The following is a 20,595-nucleotide window of genomic DNA, read 5'->3' as shown; positions in this document are numbered from 1 at the left end:
TAAGTTCATGCATAACTGAAAAAATATAAAATATGCAGTCATGACATTTCAAAAAGTCATGACTGCATAGTGAAATTTTTATATTTATTCCTCTTCGATATAAGTCCCGCTGAAGTCCAGCATATTGTAGCTGTTAGCTTTAAATTCGTGCACGTTATCGTTATGTGCATTTAAATATTCACCGTGACGAATAAAAATTGACGGTGCTTCTTCAATAATAATCCTGTGCATCGATATAAAGTGATTCGCGTGCGGCTTCGTCCGTTTCCTGACGCGCATCATCTATAAGCTGATCAAGTTCAGGGTTGCTGTAAAATGCACGGTTCCCATTATTACCGGCATTATCCGTATGGTACAGCGATGCGATTGTTTCATCTGGATCTCCTGTTGTATTCCCCCAGCCGAGAATGAACATATCGTGTTCGGCGTTGCCGGTCGCATCTAGATAAGCGCCCCACTCGACTTGTTCAACATTCAGCGTTACACCGATTTCACTTAACGACTCCTGGAGCCATAATGCAGCGTCCAGACGCTCGGGGTTATCGTCATTGACCATGAGATTAATCGTTAAATCTTCTGCTCCAGCTTCAGCAAGAAGTTCTTCTGCACGAGCCATAATAATCGAGACCTTCTAATTCTTCAGAGTGGCCGAGTAATGACGGTGCCAGCGGACCATTGGCCGGTATGCCGGAACCGTTATATACGCCGTCCAGAACCGTTTCACTGTCAAAAGCATGTGAAATTGCCTGACGGATTTTTGGATCATCAAACGGTTCTTTGCTTGATTAAATCCGATAGTCAACGTTTACAGCATCACTGCGCATAAGTGTCATACCGTCTGTTCTTCAATACGGTCCGTGTTGCTCGTCAATGTAGACAAGATTGCATCCGATGAACCTGATTCAAGTTCTGCAATACGCGTTCCCGGCTCAGTCACCACTTTAAAAGTTATATCCTGAAGCAGTGCCGGTGTATCCCAGTATTCATCATTGCGGGAAACGACAGTTTCTTCACCCGGGTTTCTCGATTCAAACTTGAAGTAGTTTGTCCGACAGGTCCGTTTTCAACCATTTCGCCGACAAACTGACTGATGTCTTCGACAGCAGCATCATACTCTTCGCCGCCAGCAGCTCTCAGTTCATAATACTCATCGAGTGTTAAATCACTTTCTGCCTGTTCCAGTGCGTTTTCATAATCTGCGTCGATTAAATCTTGCTGATCATTTACCTGCACCATGCGATAAATTATTTAAGAGCGGCGCATATGGGTATTCTGTAACGAGTTCAATATTGTAGTCATCGATAATATTTACTTCGCTGACCATATCAAGAAGCGACGCGCGGGCAGAAGTCCTTGCCGGATCCTGAATACGTTCTATGTTTGCTTTGACTACATCAGCATTAAACTCGCTGCCATCGTGGAAAGTCACACCTTCACGCAATTTAAAAGTCCACGTCGTTTCATCAACCTGCTCATACTCCTCAGCCAAAGCCGGGATGATACTTAAATCCTCATCGTGAGTTACTAGCGGTTCGTAAATCGTATCCCGGATCTGCTCGGAAGGATCATCATTACTCCCGTGGGGATCGAGTGACACAATATCAGACGGAATTGCAATGGTCATTCTGCCGCCGTCTTGTGTTTCAGCTGAATCACCGTTAGCAGCCTCTTCGGTCAACGTTTATCGTCTGTACATGCTGCGAGAATGAACAGTAAAAATGCTGTCAGTGAGATAAAACTGAACTTCTTCATGGAAAACGCCCCTTCGCTTATAATATTATTTTATATCACTCATACCCTGTTTAACAGGAAATGTTTTCAAATTCAATAAAATTTTCAAGTTTTTTACAGTGAGCGATGAGTTGAGCCCTCGGGAGTACCTCGCGGGTTTGACATGGTAATCCGAAAGCTGCCGGAGTACCTCGCGGGTTCGACATGGTAATCCAAATGCCTCCGGACTACCTCGCGGGTTTGACATAGTCATCCAAAAGCTCCCGGATTACCTCGCGGCTTCGACATCGTCATCCAAAAGCCTCCGGATTACCTTGTGGGTTCTACATCGTCATCCAAAAGCCTCCGGATTACCTCGTGAGTTCGACATCGTCATCCAAAAGCCGCCGGATTACCTCGTGAGTTCGACATCGTCATCCAAAAGCCGCCGGATTACCTCGTGAGTTCGACATGGTCATCCAAAAGCCTCCGGACTACCTCGTGGGTTTGACATGGTAATCCAAAAGCCTCCGGATTACCTTGTGGGTTCGACATCGTCATCCAAAAGGCCGCGGATTACCTCGTGAGTTCGACATGGCATCCAAAAGCTCCAATACACCAAAAAACCACCCTAAATCTTATAATTAAGATTTAAGGGTGGTTTATCGTGTTAATTATTCAGTTACTGCATTGAAGTTTCTCTGAAGTCGAAGATGTTGTATGCATCGCCTTCGAATCCTTCAACGTGATTGCCGTGTGCATTTAGGTTTTCACCGTGGCGGATAAAGATTGCCGGCGCGTCGTCTACTAAGATTTGCTGAGCGTCCATATAAAGCTGTTCGCGTTCGCTTTCTTCAGTTGACTGGCGGGCTTCGTCTAAAATGCTGTCCAGTTCCGGGTTGTTGTAGAATGAACGGTTACCAGTGTCACCGATGTTATCGCTGTGGAATAATGGCGCGATTCCGTTATCCGGGTCACCTGTTGAGTTGCTCCAGCCGAGGATGAACATATCGTGTTCCCCTGCACCAGTCGCTGCGAGGTACGCGCCCCACTCGACTTGTTCAACATTTACTGTAATTCCTAATGTGCTTAATGATTCCTGTAACCATAATGCAACATCGACACGTTCAGGGTTATCATCGTTAACCATTAAGTTGATTGTTAAGTCTTCAACGCCTGCTTCATCAAGCAGTTCTTGTGCACGTTCCATATTGTAGTCTAATCCTTCAAGGTCTTCAGAATAACCAAGTACTCCCGGTGCAAGCGGTGCTTCTGCCGGTGTGCCTGAGCCATTGTAAACTCCTTCAAGTACAGCTTCACTGTCAAATGCATGAGTGATTGCCTGACGTACTCTCGGATCGTTGAATGGTTCTTTTTCAGTATTGAAACCGATGTAGTCGATCGATACTGAGTCATTACGTAACAATGTTACGTCTTCATTGCTGTCCACACGTTCAATATTACTTGAAAGTGTAGCAAGAATTGCGTCTGATGAACCTGACTCCAGCTCAGCAATACGTGAACCCGGTTCTGATACTACTTTGAAGTTTACACCGTCAAGCAGTGCAGTATCTCCCCAGTAGTCATCGTTACGTACAACAGCTGTCTGCTCGCCAGGGCTTCTTGATTCAAACTTAAAGTAGTTTGTTCCAACGGGCAGATTCAACAAGCTGACCGACAAATGAACTGATTTCATTCGCTACAGCTTCGTGTTCGTCGCCGCCTTCAGCGCGCAGTTCGTAATACTCTTCAAGAGATAATTCACTGCCAGCCTCATCCAGTGCCTGCTGGTAATCAGCATCGATTAAATCTTTACTGATCATTTTACCTGCACCATGCGTTAAGTTGTTCGCAAGCGGTGCGAAAGGATACTCTGTAACGAGTTCAACAGTGTAATCATCGATAATGTTAACCTCACTTACCATGTCTAACAGGAATGAACGCGGTGAAGCTTTCGCTACATCTTTCACACGTTCGATATTTGCTTTAACTACATCTGCATTAAATTCACTGCCATCGTGGAAAGTAACACCTTCACGAAGTTTAAACTCCCATGTTGTATCGTCAATCTGTTTATACTCTTCAGCTAATACAGGAACGATTTCGAAGTTTTCATCCTGCGTTAACAGCGGCTCATAAATTGTATCGCGGATTTGTTCAGACGGCACATCGTTACTGCCGTGCGGGTCCATCGATACAGCATCACTAGGCATTGCCAGAGTCAGAGTACCGCCTTCCTCAGATGCGGCCTCTTCACCTTCAGTTGTTTCCTCTTCCACATTACTATCATCAGTACATGCTGCGAGAATAAGTATTAATACACCGAGTAATGCCATAAAACTAAACTTTTTCATTTGATTCCCCCCAATTCCCAGAAGTGCAAAAGAACTTCTTGTAATATTCAGAATTTTACACTAGAAGATAAAATTGCACAACTGTTATTTCAGAAAATTATAATCATTGTATACGCTTACTAATTTGAGAATGAATATAGGCTGGAAGTTAATATAATTACAAGCAAATCACCCCTCAGCCGGATACCTTATCCAGTTGCAGGGGTGTCTTTAACTTTATCAATTTATGCAGCTGCCGGTTCTTCTTTTTCCATTTCGCATAGTTAAGTATAAATATAATAATCGCTATACTTAATCCAATCACATCAGTGTATGTTTCCGGAACGACAAGCAGAATAGCTGAACCTATAAGTACTGCTCTTAATAACGGATTGATATGTGTTTTAAAGAATCCTTCAAGTCCCGCCGACAGCGCTATCAGACCGACGGTCGTGCTGGCGAGTACAGTGGCGACATCTATAAAGCTTGCGAGCGGATATTCTCTCGCATTCGTCATCAGTCCCTCAACATCTACTAACAGCATTGCCGGTTCGTAGATGAAGATAAACGGAATTAAGAATCCTGCGAGTGACAATTTCAGCGCCTGGAAACCGGTTCTCATCGGATCTCCATCTGCAATTCCTGCACCGGCGAATGCAGCTAAGGCAACCGGCGGTGTCACGTTTGCAAAGATACCAAAGTAGAATACAAACATGTGTGCTAACAGAATCGGCACACCGAATTCAGCAAGTGCCGGTGCTGCCATAGTTGCAGTAATGATATATGCCGGTATTGACGGCAGACCCATACCGAGCACCATTGATGCAATCATCGTAAAGAACAGTGTCAGGAATAATGATCCTCCGCCTAATCCTGCAATTGCAGAAGTCATTATCGCACCAAAGCTCGTTAACGATACGACACCGATAATAATTCCGACAACCGCACAGGCAATCATTACTGATAACGCCTGCTGGGCACCAAGTGCAAGGCCGTCAAAAATATCTTTAAATGACATGCGGTTGTTTTTCTTAATGATGCAATAATAATCGTCAGGAATATCGTATAGATTGCTGCTCTCGGTATTGGCATGTTCATGAACAGCATAACGACTAAACCGACAAGTGGAATAATCAGGTGTCCGCGTTCTTTCATTACCTGTTTAACTCTCGGTAAATCTGCCTTCGGAATACCTTTTAAATCACGTTTTCCCGCTCTGTAATGGACTTGCAAAATTACAGCAAAGTAATACAAGAGCGCCGGGAGCAGCGCAGCGAGTGCGATAGTACCGTAATTTATACCCGTAGTTTCGGCCATAATAAATGCACTCGCTCCCATAATCGGCGGCAGAATTTGTCCGCCGACTGATGCACTGGCTTCAACTGCACCGGCGAAATTTTTGTGATAACCGATTTTTTTCATTAATGGTATGGTAAATGCGCCTGTACTTACTACGTTTGCAACTGCTGCACCGTTAACTTCCCATGAATCCGCTTGAAACAACGGCAACTTTAGCTGGTCCGCCCCGCTGGGCACCGGCCAATGCCATTGCCAAGTCGTTAAAGAATTGACCCATTCCAGATTTTGTAAAAATGCCCCGAATAAAATAAACAGGAAAATAAAGTTTACAGACGCCCTATAGCAGTAGAGTACAGTCCTTCAGTTTTCAAATACAGCTGTCCGAATATATCACCGAGATCAAACGGACGCGTCATCATCATATTCGCAGCAACACATATGACTGATAAATGGATATACTAAAATATTAACGCAAGTATCGGCAATATCCAGCCGGTCACACGACGTGCCGCTTCAAGAATTAGCAGCACAGTAACAATTGCCATAATAATATCAACGTTATTCGGAATGCCGCCGCGTTCAGTAACAATTGCCTGATATTCTATTAATATATATCCGGCAGTAAATAAACTTGCCGCTGCCAGCACCCAGTCTAAGATTGGAAGTTTCGACCGGTCCTGCTTTTTAAACATCGGGTAAAGCATATAAACTAGTGCCAGTCCGACCGCAACGTGTATAGAACGCTGCTGCAGTGCAGGCATCGGATTAAAGACCATATATAAATGGAACAGCGAATACAGCACTGCAAGTATTGTTACAGTCCAAACGGTACCTTTACTGCTGAATTTCCGTGTTCGTGCATCTTTATCATATTTCTCCTGGACTGCCTGAGTGTCCGGCGCAACTGCCGGTTCTGTTGCTTTTTCATATTAACCCCCTGTTAATTGTTTGATTAACGATATGTATTCTATTGTAATTTCCACTGCGGTATACGGCTCGTATAATTCGTACAGCAAGATTTCTTCATCATCCTGCACAATTTTAGTTTCGACATTATCAGAAACATTAAGGTAATATCGGGATACGGATCGTTTATCGTGTTTTACGAAACCATCTTTTGTCATTTCAGCAGGCTCATCCGAATCACTTGGACCCCTGCGCCAAACGTTTTAAAATGCGATCCGTTAAAATAAAACTCTCATCTTCAACGCTGTACACTTCAAACCATTCTTTTTTTCAATCGAATGAATCCAGTGAATTTCAAAGTTTCAGGGGGAAGATAAAGGTCTTCACTGATTCGACATTACATTTTTTTTGAGGTACCAGAAAGATGAAAAGGAGCACAACTAGCATGCTCCCGTAATCATCCATTTAAATTTACTGCTCATCGTAATACTTTTGGGCTCCAGGGTGAATATCGATTACTGCACTATCTTCTGCTGTTTCAATATTAATATCATTCGCCGCCTGGTGAGCATTGCCTAAAGTATCCAGATTTTCAAACATGTATTTCGTTAAGTTATAAACATCATCTCTCATATCCGAACGGACAACGAGCGCGTTCATAATCGCAACAGTAGGCACTGCTTCTTCATTACCGTAAGTATCTGCCGGAATTTCCAATGCTTCAAAGTAATCCGCATCTTCACTCAGCACATCTACAGCTTCCTGTTCGATTGGTACAATTTTGAGGTCTACTGAATTTTGCAGCTCCAATACAGATGCGTTAGGCAATCCGCTTGTCAGGAATGCTGCATCAAGCTGTCCGCCGCGCATTGCTTCAGAAGCTTCCGCGTATCCTAAGTAATCGACTTCGATATCATCGTAAGACATGCCGTGAGCTTCCAGTACCGCACGTGTTGCAATTTCAACACCCGAGTTCTGGTCTCCGACTGCAACGCGTTTTCCTGCAAGATCTTCAACACTTTCAATACCCGCGCCGTCAGTAGAAATCAGCTGTACGTAGTTCGGATAAAGAGCTGCAACCTGCTGGATATTATCAATCGGTTCTGAGAATGTCTCTTCACCATTTACAGCCTGTGTTAAAGCATCACTCATCACAAATGACATTTCCACTTTCTCTTCTGCCATTAAGTTTAAGTTCTCTGCTGATGCACCAGTTGTCTGAGTTCTGGAGTTCACACCAAACTCATTGCTGTATCCCTCTGCAAGCGTCGTCGCAATAATATTGTAAGGCCCTGAAGAACCTCCGGTCGCAATAGTAACGATATTCGTCTCAAGTGAAGCAGCATCGCCGGAACTCTCCTCACTATCTGTCGCCTCTTCCGATTCTGCTGCAGGTTCATCCGCGGAGTCATCGCCGCAGGCTGAAAGAACTAAAGTTGCACCAAGTAACATTGCTAAATACTTATTAAATTTCATAATAAACCCCCTTCTTATGTAATTAACTAGAAGTATAGCAGAGATTCCCTTTTATGAAAACGCTATCTTTTATAATTTTCTAATATTTCAGTTTATATTGTCCCAATGTAAGCGGTCAGCAGACAATGTCAATTCAACAAAGGACATACACGCCAAAACAAAGAAAGCGGAGCCCAGGCTCCGCTTTCTTAATCTTTCTGTCTAGCTATCATATTCAAGCAGTATATCTCTAATCTGCTTTCTTGCCTCGATGCCTTCTTTAATCGGGTACAGCGGAAATACATGATTCTGCATTGCATATTCGTAATATTCGTAATCCGCTCCTGCTTCTGCAAGCAGCTGAATGTACTTCCGTGCATCGGGCAGAATGATTTCTTGTCCCTACTATAAGATAGAGCTTCGGCAGCCCGCTCAAGTCACCAAACATCGGTGAGACTTTATAGTCATCCGGCTCTGTATCTCCGGACCATATTTTACCGATAATTTTCAGGTTATCGGGTTTCAGCATCGGTTCGACCGTTTCATACGCTTCAATATCAGGATTGGAAAGTGTAATATCGAGCCATGGTGAAATGACAATTTGTGCTTTCGGCATTGGCAGCTGCTCTTTTTTCATCCACTGTACAAGACCTAGTGTCAGACCGCCGCCTGCGGAGTCGCCCATGATGACAATATTGTTGTCGTCCCGGATAAGACCCTTATATAATTCCTGCACCGCTTCATATGCTTCATTATACGTATATTCCGGTGCTTTAGGATAGATCGGCACGATAAATTCCATCTCTGTTTCTTTAACGAGTTTACTTAAAAATCTCCAGTGGAATACCGACGGCTGGTGAATGTATCCGCCGCCGTGCAGGTACAGTACACGCTGCTTGCGTTTTTCTGTTTTCGGAGACATCCTGAATACTTTCATGCCTGATACTTTATAACTTTCGATTTCTGACGTAACGATGCTTCGGGGAATTTCATACTCCTCCCGGTTTTCTTCGGCATTACGTTCCAGCATTTCATCATTTACATCCTGAATATCAAAGTTCGCCACCCTGATTAAATCTTCAGCTAGCTCGCTCCCGATACTTCTTTTATGTACAAACAGTGCACGGTAGACATACATAATGACACCGGAGACTGCAGTAAAAAGCGCCATACCTCTAAATAATATTTTCATCTCATCCGTCCCTCTTATCATTTACTTATATTAAAAATGAAATCTTCTGCCGAGCTGTGTCATAAATGATTCGTTCGCAATAAGCAGCATTGCAATGAATGTTGCCGCACCGAATGATGCTGCCGAAACGCTTGGCCACAAGACATCTGCAACGCCTGACAGATACAGTATAAGCGGCAGAAATCCAAATCCAATCATCATCAAAAGAAAACTGATGTAGCCGGTCCAATTCATGCGGACTTTCAGCATAATGATTGAAATCAGCATAATCCCCGCAATAATAACGAACGGTACGACATAGTTAACCGACCACTTCACTGAACCGGACATACCGTCGATAACGAGCAGCAGTATCGTCAGACTGATGACCTGGGCGGTTATTTTACCGCCGAGATGCGATGCTGACAGTATCGTATGGTTCAGCGATACAAGCAGATAAAATATTGCCACTGCCACGTAGAACACCCACAGAAAATGCGGCATAACGATAACATTGATTAAAAAGCAGATCAGCGTTGCGAGAATGCCCCCGATAATTGCGAGTTTCGATATACGCGCACGTGTTTTATATTCCTGCTGGTCGTAGACGGGATAGGCCTTGTCGTCCTCAGCCTGTTCAACTTCCGATAATACTTTATGGCACAGCGGGCATGTCTGTTCTTCCGTGACTATTTCACACTCCCCGCATCTGTTCATCATTACTCCCCCCATCCATTAGAAGATACCTTCACTTCAAGCCCTGTTAACCTTGTGATTTCTTTAAAAAATGTCCTTATGATTTCATTTTCTTCTATTGAACGTGAAAATGTAATCGTTAATTTATTGTTTACCGTGGCAGTTCCGCAGTTAACCGGACTTTTATTCGTCGGATAAAGAACGACATCCATCGAATCGGCATACGGTCTCATGGAATCAGGCAGCTGAATATTGCCAAGATTCGACACCGTGATTGTCTTCGCCCGTTCTCCAAACTGATTAAACGCGAAGCGCATCACCGGATATTTAATGAACACCGGGACGATTCTAAGCAGCAGATTGCTTTGAAATGCGACGAAACGGTTAATGCTTTCTTGTAAAAAACTTTTATCCGTTTTTTCAATAAGCTGTTTCGTTACTTCTGTTATTACATCTTCGAACAAGACATCGTCACTCATTCTGACACCGATATTCGACACCGAGAAAAAGTTCCGGATTGAAACCGACGGGAAATGTCTTCTGAGGCTGACCGGCATCGCTACAGTAATCAGCGATGCTTTTGATTTCTCACGGTTTTTTTCCATATGAATGACCTTTATCAGCAGACTCGTTAAAAATCCTGTCAGTGATGTGCCCTGTGCTTTTGCGTAAGTATTCAATGCGCCTGCATCGACCACACCTTGAATTACATTAATGCCGGGCGGGTTAAGCTGCGTTCCTTTTAGCTGATATGCCTTTTTGTCGCTCGACGCCGGGTTTTTAACTTCCCGCGACGTTGCATACTTTTCAAAACTGTCTTCAACTTCTTCACGCTTCGGCGCCTCGTCAGGCAGCATAATTTTCTCGTCAGCTTCCACCGGTTCACCTTTCAGCGTTAAATATTGGTACGCGAGCGTTTTTAAAAACTCAGCCGCACCGCCGCCGTCCGTCAGCGAGTGAAACACTTCCACCGAGATACGCTTGCCGAAATACAGCACACGGATTAAAAATGCATTATTTTCTTTTCTATCTATCGGTGCACATGGATAATCCGCTTCTTTTTTCACCTGCAGCACCTGATCGTTCTGCTCTAAGAAATCCCAGAACAGTCCTTTACGTACTCTGACTGTCAGTGTCGGGAATCTCATTACAACGATATCGAGCGCCTCCTGCAGAATTTTCGGATCAATCGTTTCGTGCAGCGTCATCGATACACGGAATACTGCAGAGTTCGATGCATTCGATACTGCATGAAAAATTTTCCCTGTATTATCTATTTTATACCACTGATCCATTTTACTACCTCCGCCGTGCAATTTTCATATTATTTAAATTGTATATGCTGGAGAAAAAAAACAGAAAAAACCTACTATTAATAGCTAGCAGTTTTTGCTTCTGTTTAAATTTTTATTACTCTGGCTGTTCTTCCAGTGTTACCGTTCTGAAATCAGGTTTCCCAAGAGCTCCTGGATCAAAGTTTTTAACTTCTGTACGGTGAGCTTGCGGTCCCTGAGCTTGTCTGATGAATATAGAAGGCTGTTCTTCGACGAGAATTTCATCGACCTGCTTATAAATTTCTGCACGTTTTTCTGTATCTGACTCCTTGCGCCCGGCTTCAAGCAGTTTATCGACTTCTTCGTTATCAAAGAATGCACGGTTTCCGCCCGAACCTTTCATCGAGGAGTGGAACAGCGGCCATAAGCCCTGATCCGGGTCTCCTACTGCGTTCGGCCAGCCGAGAATAAATAAATCATGCTCGCCGTTCGATATTGCTTCGAGATACGTCCCCCACTCAAGCTGTTCTACTTCCAGGTTAATGCCGATGTCTTTCAGCTCTTCCTGCATCAGTATCGCGATATCGACACGTTCCGGGACGTCGTTCGTCATTATTTTTAAATCGAGACCGTCTTCATATCCCGCTTCCTTCATTAACTCTTTTGCACGCTCAGGATTATGTTCAAGGTCTTCCAAGTCCTCGTTATAGCCGAGTACTTCTTCCTGCAGCGCACCTTTCATCGTGCGCCCCTGCCCGTAATAGACACCTTCCATAATCGCTTCTTTATCGACCATATGACCAATTGCCTGACGCACTCTTTTATCTTTAAGTGCACCTTTTTCTGTATTCATGCCGATGTATTCATTTGAAATGTTATAAATGCCTTCTTCAGTTATTAATTCCGGATTGCTTGCCAATCTGTCCCACTGCGAGTTTTCAATACCGTAAATAAAGTGAGACTGTCCTGTTTCAAGCTCCGCAATACGCGCGGTCGCTTCTGTGACTACTTTAAATGTCAGCGTATCGATTTTTGCCGGTTCCTGCCAGTAGTCATCATATCGTTCAACGACAACTGATTCACCCGGTGTTCTCGACTGGAACTTCATGTAGCCCGTTTCCAACGGTTTCTGTTCGATTACTGCCCCTGTATCCGCGCCGATTGCATTGGCAGTCTCCTCAAATTCTTCGCCGCCTGCAGCGCGGAGTTCGTAATATTCATCTACAGTCATATCAAGTCCTGCCTGGTCGATAGCATTTTGATAGTCTTCGTCAATTACCGCTTTAGAGACAATACCGCCGGCATCATGCGCCAGATAGTTCGGCAGCGCTGCGAACGGATACTCAGTCACAATCTCTACTGTGTAGTCGTCAATCACATTAATTTCAGCAATCATTTCAAAAATATTCGCGCGCGATGACGCAACAGCGGGGTCAACGATACGTTCGATGCTCGCCTTAAATGCTTCTCCATTAAAATCCGTGCCATCATGGAACTTTACGTCATCTCTCAGACTGAATTCCCAGGTTGTGTCATTGACCTGCTCAAAGTCTGTTGCCAGTGTCATTTCCGGCTCCATATTTTCGTCTATATCAAATAACCCTTCATATAATACGTCTCTGCGCTGATCTGACGGCAGATCATTTTGTCCTGCCGGATCAAGCGAGGAGGTATCACTCGCATATGATGCAATGAAATCTCCCCCTGAAGTATTCGTTTCGCCGTCTTCACCTGCAACTTCCACATTTGCATCACTCGTACATGCCGCAAGCCCCAGTGCCATTGCAGCGATTGTTAAACGTTTGAAATACTTCATATTATATATCCCCCTGGATTATCTCTATTTTTTTATGAAAAACCCCTACTGCTCATTAATAGTGACATTTCTAAAATCAGGTTTATTGAAGTGGCTGATGTAGAGCCCTTCGACTTCAGTACGTGCAGCATTCGCACTTTGTGACTGTCTGATAAAGACTGCCGGCTGTTCTTCTACGAGAATTTTATCGATTTCCTGATAAATTTCTTCCCGTTTAGCGTCGTCCAATTCTCTGCGTCCCTGTTCAAGCAGTTCATCGACTTCAGCATTATCAAAGAACGAACGGTTGCCTGCCGTGCCCTGCATGGATGAATGGAACAGCGGCCAAATGCCCTGATCCGGATCACCGACAGGATTCGGCCATCCTAAGATGAAGAGATCGTGTTCACCGTTTGAGACTGCTTCTAAGTACGCGCCCCACTCAAGCTGTTCGATATTTAAATTAATACCGACTGTCTTCAGTTCTTCCTGCAGAAAAATTGCAAGATCGACACGTTCAGGTGTGTCATTTGTCATAATCGTCAAGTCAAAGCCGTCGTCGTAGCCTGCTTCTTCAAGCAGTTCTTTCGCACGTTCCGGGTTGTACTCCAGATCTTCAAGATCTTCGTTATAGCCTAAAATTTCTTCCTGCAGTGCGCCTTTCATCGTCCGGCCGACACCGTAATAGATACCTTCCATAATCGTATCTTTGTCGACCATATGGCCGATTGCCTGACGCACTCTCTTATCTTCCAGCGGTCCTTTTTGTGTATTCATACCGACGTATTCATTAGACAGGTTATACACCGGATGTGTTTCCATCTCCGGATGGTTTTCTATCCGTTCCCACTGCGCATTATCAAACCCTTGTATGAAGTGAGACTGTCCGCTTTCAAGCTCAGCGATTCTTGAGGCATCTTCTGCAACGACTTTAAAAGTAATCGTGTCGAGTTTCGCAGGCTCATCCCAGTAGTCGTCAAATCGTTCAACGACTACATTTTCTCCCGGTGAGCGTGACTGGAATTGCATATAGCCTGTACCGACAGGTTTCTGTTCAACAATCGTTCCTGTCGCTCTTCCGACCTCGTTAGCTGTTTCTTCATATTCTGCGCCGCCAGCTGCACGCTGTTCGTAGAACTCATCGAGTGTCATATCGAGCGCCGCTTCGTCGAGTGCATTCTGGTAGTCTTCATCGATTACCGCTTTGGAGACCATGCCGCCGGCATCATGTGCCAGATAGTTCGGCAGTGCCGCAAATGGATATTCAGTAATAATTTCAACTGTATAATCATCAACGACATTAATTTCTTCAATCATTTCAAAAATATTCGCCCGTGATGATGCTACTGCCGGGTCAACAATTCTTTCGATGTTCGCTTTGACCGCTTCTGCATTAAATTCAGTTCCGTCATGGAACTGAACACCTTCACGCAGATTAAAGACCCACGTTGTCTCATTCGTCTGCTCGTAATCTGTCGCAAGACGGGGTTCCGGCTCCAGTCATCATTTAAATAAAGCAGTCCTTCATAAATGACGTTTCTGCGCTGATCGGACGGCAAATCATTTGCCCTGCCGGATCAAGTGATGAAACATCTGCGTATGAAGCAACCAGATCTCCGCGGGTTCGTTTCTTCTGTATTTCCTTCTTCATCAGTGACCTCGACATCCGAGTCACTCGTACAAGCTGCCATTATTATCATAAGTACAGCCATCAATAGGTATAATAGTAATTTTTCTTCAATTTGCATCCTCCATAATTGTGATACACTCAATTCATAGGAATCTTGTATGTATATAATCCAGATTATAGCACTAGGAATTAAAAAGATGCAACCGTTAATTTTTACTCAAACCCTTGATATATAAGGAAACGCTTTCAATATGTTGAGTTTTGCGAATATTGGCAGTAAAAAGTATAGACGAATGGGATTCATTCTTGTTATAGTCTATACATCGATGTATTATCAATAAATATGTCTGAAATTTTTAGATTTATCTTAATATTCAGTTTCAAGAGGGGGTTAAGTTGTATGTCCAATATACAACCAAGTCAGGTTCCAGTAACAAAACCTGCCAATCGTAGACTCGACAATTTCAAAGACTTCTATAAGAAGCTTCGAAAGAACAAAGCAGCACTCGTCGGTCTTTACGTATTGGTATTTTTATTTTTCGTTTCAATCTTTGGTGCGCTGGACGCCAACTATAATATACTAGGCGTCAATTCAAACGCGACCAACCTTACCGATAAACTGCTGGGTCCTTCAGCGCAATACTGGTTTGGTACAGATCACCTGGGCCGCGATATCTTTTATCGTATTCTTCACGGAATGTACATAACACTGGGTGTAGGTTTTGCAGCAACCTTTATGGCTGCTATAGTCGGGGTGCCAATCGGTCTCCTCGCAGGATACTTCGGCGGATGGCTTGATACAGTCATCATGCGCCTGATGGACGTTCTTCTTGCGTTCCCCGGTATCTTACTTGCACTTGCAATTGTAAGTGTACTTGGCGGAAGCACATTCAACGTAACTGTGGCCATCGCAATCGGGGCGCTGCCGCAGTTCGCACGTATCGTCCGCGGTTCAACGCTGACAACGCGCAAACTCGAATACATTGATGCAATCAGAGCACTTGGTGCACGTGACGGAAAAATTATATTCCAGCATATTCTGCCGAATATAATGTCTCCGATTATCGTTAACACAACTTTATTTGTCGCAACAGCGATTCTTTCAGCAGCTGGTCTGTCGTTCCTAGGATTAGGAGTACAGCCGCCGACGCCTGAGTGGGGAGCTATGCTTAACGACGGACGTAACTACATGTATCAGGCAGCACACATTACGTTCTTCCCTGGTATGATGATCGTTATCGTAGTACTCGCATTTAACTTGTTTGGGGACGGTTTGAGAGACGCTCTCGATCCGAAGGCCAAAAAATAGGAGGAGGATATCATGACTAAATTTATAGTTCGCAGATTATTTCAGCTTATTCCCGTGCTCCTTGGAGTTACGGTACTCGTGTTCAGTCTGATGCACCTCACTCCAGGTAACCCAGCTGTTATTATGGCAGGGGAAAGTGCGCCGGAAGCTACTGTAAAAGCGATTGAGGCAAGACTCGGGTTAAATGACCCGCTTTACGAGCAATATTTCAGATTCTTAGGGAATGCGGCACAGCTGGACTTCGGTTCATCTATCCGTGACAACATTCCCGTCTTTGACCATATAAGTGCACGTTTTGCTATTACTCTTGAATTATCTGTAATGGCTATGATCTTCAGTGTTTTCTGGGGACTGTTAGCTGGGATTATTTCTGCAGTAAGAAGATATACTTTTGAAGACGTTGCAATGATGGTTGTTGCACTGTTCGGTCTGTCAATGCCAAACTTCTGGCTCGGACTCATGTTAATTCAATGGTTTGCAATTGAATTCCAGATCTTTAAACCTACGGGCTGGGGCAGTCTTGAACAAAACGTCCTGCCGGTTATTACGCTCGGTACAGCCGGTGCCGCTATAATCGCACGTATGACACGAAGCAGCATGCTCGATGTAATTGATCAGGATTACATACGTACTGCACGCGCCAAAGGTGTAAAAGAAGGTACAGTTATTTTACGCCACGCACTTAAAAATGCGATGATTCCTGTAATTACTGTAATCGGTATTCAATTCGGTTCATTCTTAGCAGGTTCTGTACTGACGGAAAGTGTATTCGCAATTAACGGTCTCGGAAGATTGATCATCGATTCAATCCTTCAGCGTGACTTCCCTGTCGTCCAGGGCGCAATACTGGTTATTGCGGTAGTATTCGTTATTGTTAACCTGGTCGTTGATATAACCTACAGACTGCTTAACAAACGAGTGGACTTAAACTAAGAAGGAGTGAAAATCATGTCAGAAGAAATGATTCTCGATATACAAGATCTCCGTACTTCCTTCTTCGTTGATTCCAACGAAGTAAAGGCTGTCGATGGAGTGACATTCCAGGTACCTAAAGGTAAAACTTTAGGTATCGTTGGAGAGAGTGGTTCAGGAAAAAGTATTTCTGCCCTCTCAGTACTAAGACTAATTGAAAGCCCCGGCGAAATTATCGGAGGCAGTATTAAATATAAAGGTGAAGATTTAACGAAAGTTAAAAACTCACGCATGCGCCAAATTCGCGGTAATGAAATCTCAATGATTTTCCAGGAACCGATGACATCGCTTAACCCGACATTTACAATCGGTCAGCAGCTCCGTGAGTCTTATAAAATTCACGAAGGTCTTGGTAAGAAAGCCGGTACAAAACGCGCGATTGAAATGCTTGAACTCGTTGGTATTCCTTCACCGGAAAAACGCGTTGATCAGTACCCGTTCGAACTGTCAGGCGGTATGAGACAGCGTGTCATGATCGCAATGGCTTTAGCATGTAAGCCTGAGCTTTTAATCGCTGATGAGCCGACTACAGCACTTGACGTAACAATACAGGCACAGATTCTTGAACTGATTAAAGAACTTCAGGAAGAAATCGGCATGAGTGTTGTAATGATCACACATGACCTTGGTGTCGTTGCTGAAACTTGTGACTACGTTGCTGTAATGTACGCTGGTAAAGTTGTTGAATTCGCTGACGTTTATACATTATTTGAAAATCCGAAACACCCTTATACAGTTGGATATTAAATTCACTGCCTCGTCACGATAAAGCGCAGGATGAGCTTATTCCAATCAAAGGTAACGTACCTGCACCAAATGAAATGCCGTCAGGCTGCCGTTTTGCACCCCGCTGTCCTTTCGCATCGGATATTTGCAACACGCTGCCTGAGCTCGAAGTTCAGGAAGACGGCAACGAAGTCAGATGCTGGATTCATACTGAGCAGTGGGACGGAGATAAGGAGGTACAATTAAATGCCAAGTAAACCATTATTAAATGTTGAAAACCTGGAGCAGCACTTCCCGATTAAAGGTGGATTTTTAGGACGTACAGTCAATCACGTCAAAGCTGTTGACGGAATTACTTTCTCAATCGATAAAGGTGAAACTGTTGCAGTTGTTGGTGAGTCAGGCTGCGGTAAATCAACTACAGGACGTGCCATTCTTCGTCTTGATGAGCCGACTGCCGGTAAAGTTGAATTCGAAGGACAGGACGTTCTTGCAATGTCGAAAGACGAAATGCGCAAGATGAGAAAAGATATGCAGATTATTTTCCAGGATCCTTACGCATCATTAAACCCTCGTAAAACTGTCAGACAGACGTTATGGGAAGCGATGGATATTCAAAAAGTTGTGCCTCGTAAAGAGCGTAATAACCGTATTATTGAATTAATGGAAACTGTAGGACTGCAGAAGCACCAGATCGACCGCTATCCTCATGAATTCTCAGGCGGACAGCGTCAGCGTATCGGTATTGCACGTGCACTGTCAGTTAACCCTAAGCTCATCATTTGTGATGAAGCAGTATCTGCTCTGGACGTATCAATCCAGGCTCAGGTCCTTAACCTGCTAAAGAGATTACAGCGCGAGCTCGGTTTAACTTATCTCTTTATCTCGCATGACCTTGGTGTTGTCCGCCATATCGCTGACCGCATCATCGTTATGTACTTAGGTAAAATTGTTGAGGTTGGAGATACAGAATCGATCTTCGAAAACCCTCAGCACCCGTACACGAAAGCATTATTATCAGCAATACCTGTACCGGATCCACGTAAAAAAGCGCAGCGTATTTTCCTGCGCGGCGACGTTCCGTCACCAATTGATCCGCCGACAGGCTGCCGCTTCCATACAAGATGTCCATTCGCGACAGATTACTGCCGTACGGAACAACCTGTACTGGAGCAAAAAGATACAGAAACTGAAGGCTTCCACAATGTTGCATGTCATTACGCATTAGACATTCAAAGAGGAAAACACGATCCGCAGTACGAAATGTACAACGTTCGTGAAATACTCGATGAAGAAGGCGAAGACGCAGCAACAGAAGACAAAGCTGAATATACAAAAACTGAGAAGTAATCGAAGAGAACCCCGCTTGTGCGGGGTTCTTTTTTTGATTGGAAATGCATGCAGTATAGCATCCGAAGCCCGTCTCCAGTCCCGTGAAGGGTTCCGGCAGTATCCGAAGCCCGTCTCCAATCCCGTGAAGGGTTCCGGCAGTATCCGAAGCCCGTCTCCAGTCCCGTGAAGGGTTCCGGCAACATCCGAAGCCCGTCTCCAGTCCCGTGAAGGGTTCCGGCACTCATAAAACACAAAAACACCCGCACCTCAACCGAGGTACGGGTGTAATCATTTAATATAAAAATACATCCAGCAGGAAGAAGATAATCAGGAAGATGTAAATAATTACATCGAAGATTGCACTCGAGATAAATGCCAGAAACGAGCCTATTGATGCTTTCAGTGCTTTGTTCATATCTTTTATCTGCACAAATTCGACTGCGAATACGAAGTAAATGGTACGAAGAGGACACCGAACGGCGGGTAGACAAACATCCCGATAATGGCACCGATTATCGCTGCCCATTCGCCTCTTTTGCTGCCTCCGAATTTTTTCACGAAGTAGCTGTTTGCTGCAACGTCACTGATGAGTGCTACGAGAGTCAGCGCTGCTGCGATGACCCAGAACATCCATGACAGTTCGTCGCCGATGAAAAAGTTATATACTAAAAATCCGACCCAGAACATGAGTACTGAAGGGACTACCGGATATATTATTCCGGCGAAACCCAGTATAAATGTAACAAAAACAATGAGCCATAAAATAATGTCCATCAAATTTCTCCTTTTGTAACTTCTTAGTAAAGAAGAACAGTATAAATGCTATAAATAAAAATGCGCCGCTGATATAGAATGAGTTCTCTACACCCAGTGTATCATTTGCGATACCGCCGAGCAGGTTACCGACCAGCTGGCCGACGATCATTGCGTTCGCAAATAGTGTCGAAGCGTATCCCGGGAACTGCGGCAGCAGGTCCTGGAAATAACTGATTCCGAGGCCGAGCAGTATTGCCAGGAATAGTGCCAATGGCAGCTGGCCAATCAGCAGCATCGTGTAGCTTTCAAATATTCCAATCGATAAAAAGTACATGCTGCCGATAAATCCGGCAATAATTAAGAGTGTCTTCGATGAAACGCGTGATGCGACATAGCCCATAAAAATCATGAGCGGCACTTCGAGTCCTGCACACAGACTGGCGAGTATTCCGACAGCACTGTCCGCTTCTCCGAGATAGCCTGTGACAAACAACGGCATATTCAATAGATACATCCATTGTCCCACGTGAAGAAAGACAAAAGCAACGAATGGCAGTAATAACGTCATATTGGTTAACAGATTCGGACTTTTAGGTTCTTCGTAGTTCGTAATTTCTACCGTATTTTCAACTGCCGGTGCACTTGAATTTTTAATTAGAAAACTCGACATAAAGACGACAGCGAACATAATTACGGTACCAAAAAATAAACCGGTAAAATCGTAGCGTGCAAGCAGAATTGAGCCGACAAGAGGACCGAACAGAAAGCCGAAGCTGAACATCGAACGCAGTATCATGTTTGCCATAACTGCGATACCGGAACGATACTGGTTAATCGATTCGCGGGCAGATGCGTAGAGGCGGCATAGCCGGAGCACCAAGTGAAAAGAATATAATGTAAGAAATGATAAGTATCCATGTGTTTGGAATGATTAAAAAACTTAAAAATGCCATAATCTGCATAAATAATGCAGCGATAATTAAATATTTCCGGTCGAACTTTAGCCTGTCACTGTAGCGTCCCATAATCGTATTGACAAAGAAACTGCCGACAGCGGCCGAAGCCATGAATATTCCGTAGCCTGTAGAGGATAACCCGTGGGTTTCAGTCATAAAAATAACGAGGAACGGCGCTGTAATTGCTACCGCCATTCCAAGCATAGTCATATTCGTTAAAAATAATTTGTAGTTTTGTATTTGGAACAGGTCTTTTATCATCTTCGTCCCCCGAT

At 44.1% G+C, this 20,595-nt stretch carries 22 protein-coding genes and 4 pseudogenes; 4 read left to right on the top strand and 22 right to left on the bottom strand.

Annotated elements, in window-relative coordinates; translation table 11 throughout:
• Positions 1–84: 84 nt before the first annotated feature.
• The 19 genes and pseudogenes from G4D76_RS10440 to G4D76_RS15250 form a co-directional block, all read right to left on the bottom strand.
• Positions 85–231, bottom strand: coding sequence for a hypothetical protein (locus G4D76_RS10440; RefSeq protein WP_213809829.1), 147 nt, complete (start codon positions 229–231; stop codon positions 85–87).
• The gene (locus G4D76_RS16105; RefSeq protein ID WP_213809828.1) at positions 212–616 is read right to left on the bottom strand and encodes an ABC transporter substrate-binding protein; all 405 of its coding nucleotides are present in this window, start codon (positions 614–616) and stop codon (positions 212–214) included. Before G4D76_RS16105 ends, G4D76_RS10440 begins: the two co-directional genes overlap by 20 nt.
• Positions 588–743 (bottom strand): hypothetical protein, encoded by a 156-nt coding sequence (locus G4D76_RS16100; RefSeq protein WP_256440569.1) that lies wholly within the window; start codon positions 741–743, stop codon positions 588–590. Before G4D76_RS16100 ends, G4D76_RS16105 begins: the two co-directional genes overlap by 29 nt.
• Before the next feature lie 86 nt (positions 744–829).
• A pseudogene (locus G4D76_RS16095) lies at positions 830–979 on the bottom strand (hypothetical protein); the annotation flags it as partial.
• Entirely contained in the window at positions 949–1,236 is a 288-nt protein-coding gene (locus G4D76_RS10420; RefSeq protein ID WP_213809827.1) for a hypothetical protein, read from the bottom strand. The gene G4D76_RS10420 and the pseudogene G4D76_RS16095, both read right to left, overlap by 31 nt.
• Positions 1,220–1,678, bottom strand: coding sequence for an ABC transporter substrate-binding protein (locus tag G4D76_RS10415; RefSeq protein ID WP_213809826.1), 459 nt, complete (start codon positions 1,676–1,678; stop codon positions 1,220–1,222). The genes G4D76_RS10420 and G4D76_RS10415 overlap by 17 nt, the downstream gene beginning before the upstream one ends.
• A 714-nt stretch (positions 1,679–2,392) precedes the next feature.
• Entirely contained in the window at positions 2,393–3,406 is a 1,014-nt protein-coding gene (locus G4D76_RS15260) for an ABC transporter substrate-binding protein (RefSeq protein WP_250129936.1), read from the bottom strand.
• A complete protein-coding gene (locus G4D76_RS15255) occupies positions 3,345–4,064 on the bottom strand; it encodes an ABC transporter substrate-binding protein (protein ID WP_250129935.1) in 720 nt (239 codons plus the stop codon). The genes G4D76_RS15260 and G4D76_RS15255 overlap by 62 nt, the downstream gene beginning before the upstream one ends.
• Before the next feature lie 175 nt (positions 4,065–4,239).
• Complete coding sequence (locus tag G4D76_RS17005) at positions 4,240–5,061, bottom strand: TRAP transporter permease (RefSeq protein ID WP_371814478.1); 822 nt, start codon at positions 5,059–5,061, stop codon at positions 4,240–4,242.
• Positions 5,001–5,619, bottom strand: a pseudogene (locus G4D76_RS17000) (TRAP transporter large permease subunit). The gene G4D76_RS17005 and the pseudogene G4D76_RS17000 overlap by 61 nt, the downstream one beginning before the upstream one ends.
• A gap of 181 nt (positions 5,620–5,800) precedes the next feature.
• Positions 5,801–6,145, bottom strand: a complete 345-nt coding sequence (locus tag G4D76_RS16995) for a hypothetical protein (RefSeq protein ID WP_371814477.1) — start codon at positions 6,143–6,145, stop codon at positions 5,801–5,803.
• Between the two features lie 126 nt (positions 6,146–6,271).
• Complete coding sequence (locus G4D76_RS10400) at positions 6,272–6,466, bottom strand: hypothetical protein (RefSeq protein ID WP_213809825.1); 195 nt, start codon at positions 6,464–6,466, stop codon at positions 6,272–6,274.
• Between the two features lie 253 nt (positions 6,467–6,719).
• Positions 6,720–7,724 carry a TAXI family TRAP transporter solute-binding subunit gene (locus G4D76_RS10395; RefSeq protein WP_213809824.1) on the bottom strand — a complete coding sequence of 335 codons (1,005 nt, stop codon included), beginning with the start codon at positions 7,722–7,724 and terminating at the stop codon, positions 6,720–6,722.
• A 259-nt stretch (positions 7,725–7,983) separates the two neighbouring features.
• On the bottom strand, positions 7,984–8,895 hold the full coding sequence (locus tag G4D76_RS10390; protein ID WP_213809823.1) for an alpha/beta hydrolase fold domain-containing protein: 912 nt from the start codon (positions 8,893–8,895) through the stop codon (positions 7,984–7,986).
• Between the two features lie 30 nt (positions 8,896–8,925).
• Positions 8,926–9,594: a DUF6320 domain-containing protein gene (locus G4D76_RS10385; RefSeq protein WP_213809822.1), complete on the bottom strand. Its 669-nt coding sequence runs from the start codon at positions 9,592–9,594 to the stop codon at positions 8,926–8,928.
• Complete coding sequence (locus tag G4D76_RS10380) at positions 9,594–10,865, bottom strand: alcohol acetyltransferase (RefSeq protein ID WP_213809821.1); 1,272 nt, start codon at positions 10,863–10,865, stop codon at positions 9,594–9,596. Before G4D76_RS10380 ends, G4D76_RS10385 begins: the two co-directional genes overlap by 1 nt.
• Positions 10,866–10,980: 115 nt before the next feature.
• On the bottom strand, positions 10,981–12,660 hold the full coding sequence (locus G4D76_RS10375) for an ABC transporter substrate-binding protein (protein WP_213809820.1): 1,680 nt from the start codon (positions 12,658–12,660) through the stop codon (positions 10,981–10,983).
• 45 nt (positions 12,661–12,705) lie between these two features.
• Entirely contained in the window at positions 12,706–14,139 is a 1,434-nt protein-coding gene (locus tag G4D76_RS10370; protein WP_250130320.1) for an ABC transporter substrate-binding protein, read from the bottom strand.
• A gap of 7 nt (positions 14,140–14,146) precedes the next feature.
• Positions 14,147–14,290, bottom strand: a complete 144-nt coding sequence (locus G4D76_RS15250; RefSeq protein ID WP_250129934.1) for a hypothetical protein — start codon at positions 14,288–14,290, stop codon at positions 14,147–14,149.
• 379 nt (positions 14,291–14,669) lie between these two features.
• Between G4D76_RS15250 and G4D76_RS10365 the strand changes: the two genes are divergently transcribed.
• From G4D76_RS10365 to G4D76_RS10350, 4 genes and pseudogenes are all read left to right on the top strand, one after another.
• Positions 14,670–15,578 (top strand): ABC transporter permease, encoded by a 909-nt coding sequence (locus G4D76_RS10365; protein WP_026858792.1) that lies wholly within the window; start codon positions 14,670–14,672, stop codon positions 15,576–15,578.
• Positions 15,579–15,590: 12 nt separating this feature from the next.
• Complete coding sequence (locus G4D76_RS10360) at positions 15,591–16,511, top strand: ABC transporter permease (RefSeq protein ID WP_213809819.1); 921 nt, start codon at positions 15,591–15,593, stop codon at positions 16,509–16,511.
• A gap of 15 nt (positions 16,512–16,526) precedes the next feature.
• Positions 16,527–17,533, top strand: a pseudogene (locus tag G4D76_RS10355) (ABC transporter ATP-binding protein).
• On the top strand, positions 17,523–18,626 hold the full coding sequence (locus G4D76_RS10350) for an ABC transporter ATP-binding protein (protein WP_026858795.1): 1,104 nt from the start codon (positions 17,523–17,525) through the stop codon (positions 18,624–18,626). Before G4D76_RS10355 ends, G4D76_RS10350 begins: the two are co-directional and overlap by 11 nt.
• Before the next feature lie 274 nt (positions 18,627–18,900).
• Here the strand turns inward: G4D76_RS10350 and G4D76_RS16990 are convergent, their stop codons facing one another.
• The 3 genes and pseudogenes from G4D76_RS16990 to G4D76_RS10340 all read right to left on the bottom strand — a co-directional run.
• Positions 18,901–19,038 carry a hypothetical protein gene (locus tag G4D76_RS16990; RefSeq protein ID WP_371814476.1) on the bottom strand — a complete coding sequence of 46 codons (138 nt, stop codon included), beginning with the start codon at positions 19,036–19,038 and terminating at the stop codon, positions 18,901–18,903.
• Positions 19,029–19,295 carry a DUF456 domain-containing protein gene (locus G4D76_RS16985; protein ID WP_371814475.1) on the bottom strand — a complete coding sequence of 89 codons (267 nt, stop codon included), beginning with the start codon at positions 19,293–19,295 and terminating at the stop codon, positions 19,029–19,031. Before G4D76_RS16985 ends, G4D76_RS16990 begins: the two co-directional genes overlap by 10 nt.
• Positions 19,296–19,404: 109 nt before the next feature.
• Positions 19,405–20,581, bottom strand: a pseudogene (locus G4D76_RS10340) (MFS transporter); the annotation flags it as partial.
• Between the last annotated feature and the right edge of the window lie 14 nt (positions 20,582–20,595).

Origin of the sequence: Jeotgalicoccus sp. WY2 (assembly GCF_018437745.1) — a bacterium.
In the GTDB taxonomy this organism is placed as follows: Bacteria; Bacillota; Bacilli; order Staphylococcales; family Salinicoccaceae; genus Jeotgalicoccus; species Jeotgalicoccus psychrophilus.
The sequence above is the reverse complement of the archived record's forward strand: the minus strand, read 5'-3'. Positions and strand labels throughout refer to the sequence as shown.

Excerpts from the sequence above, each read along its gene's own strand:
- G4D76_RS10420 (WP_213809827.1), bottom strand. The coding sequence starts at position 1,236 with ATGGTGCAGGTAAATGATCAGCAAGATTTAATCGACGCAGATTATGAA.
- G4D76_RS10440 (WP_213809829.1), bottom strand. The coding sequence starts at position 231 with ATGCACAGGATTATTATTGAAGAAGCACCGTCAATTTTTATTCGTCAC.
- G4D76_RS10360 (WP_213809819.1), top strand. The coding sequence starts at position 15,591 with ATGACTAAATTTATAGTTCGCAGATTATTTCAGCTTATTCCCGTGCTC.
- G4D76_RS10350 (WP_026858795.1), top strand. The coding sequence starts at position 17,523 with ATGCCAAGTAAACCATTATTAAATGTTGAAAACCTGGAGCAGCACTTC.
- G4D76_RS15250 (WP_250129934.1), bottom strand. The coding sequence starts at position 14,290 with ATGAAGAAGGAAATACAGAAGAAACGAACCCGCGGAGATCTGGTTGCT.
- G4D76_RS10390 (WP_213809823.1), bottom strand. The coding sequence starts at position 8,895 with ATGAAAATATTATTTAGAGGTATGGCGCTTTTTACTGCAGTCTCCGGT.
- G4D76_RS10365 (WP_026858792.1), top strand. The coding sequence starts at position 14,670 with ATGTCCAATATACAACCAAGTCAGGTTCCAGTAACAAAACCTGCCAAT.
- G4D76_RS15255 (WP_250129935.1), bottom strand. The coding sequence starts at position 4,064 with ATGAAAAAGTTTAGTTTTATGGCATTACTCGGTGTATTAATACTTATT.
- G4D76_RS16105 (WP_213809828.1), bottom strand. The coding sequence starts at position 616 with ATGGCTCGTGCAGAAGAACTTCTTGCTGAAGCTGGAGCAGAAGATTTA.
- G4D76_RS10385 (WP_213809822.1), bottom strand. The coding sequence starts at position 9,594 with ATGATGAACAGATGCGGGGAGTGTGAAATAGTCACGGAAGAACAGACA.
- G4D76_RS17005 (WP_371814478.1), bottom strand. The coding sequence starts at position 5,061 with ATGTCATTTAAAGATATTTTTGACGGCCTTGCACTTGGTGCCCAGCAG.
- G4D76_RS16985 (WP_371814475.1), bottom strand. The coding sequence starts at position 19,295 with ATGTTCTGGGTCGGATTTTTAGTATATAACTTTTTCATCGGCGACGAA.
- G4D76_RS15260 (WP_250129936.1), bottom strand. The coding sequence starts at position 3,406 with ATGAAATCAGTTCATTTGTCGGTCAGCTTGTTGAATCTGCCCGTTGGA.
- G4D76_RS10380 (WP_213809821.1), bottom strand. The coding sequence starts at position 10,865 with ATGGATCAGTGGTATAAAATAGATAATACAGGGAAAATTTTTCATGCA.
- G4D76_RS10375 (WP_213809820.1), bottom strand. The coding sequence starts at position 12,660 with ATGAAGTATTTCAAACGTTTAACAATCGCTGCAATGGCACTGGGGCTT.
- G4D76_RS10400 (WP_213809825.1), bottom strand. The coding sequence starts at position 6,466 with ATGACAAAAGATGGTTTCGTAAAACACGATAAACGATCCGTATCCCGA.
- G4D76_RS10395 (WP_213809824.1), bottom strand. The coding sequence starts at position 7,724 with ATGAAATTTAATAAGTATTTAGCAATGTTACTTGGTGCAACTTTAGTT.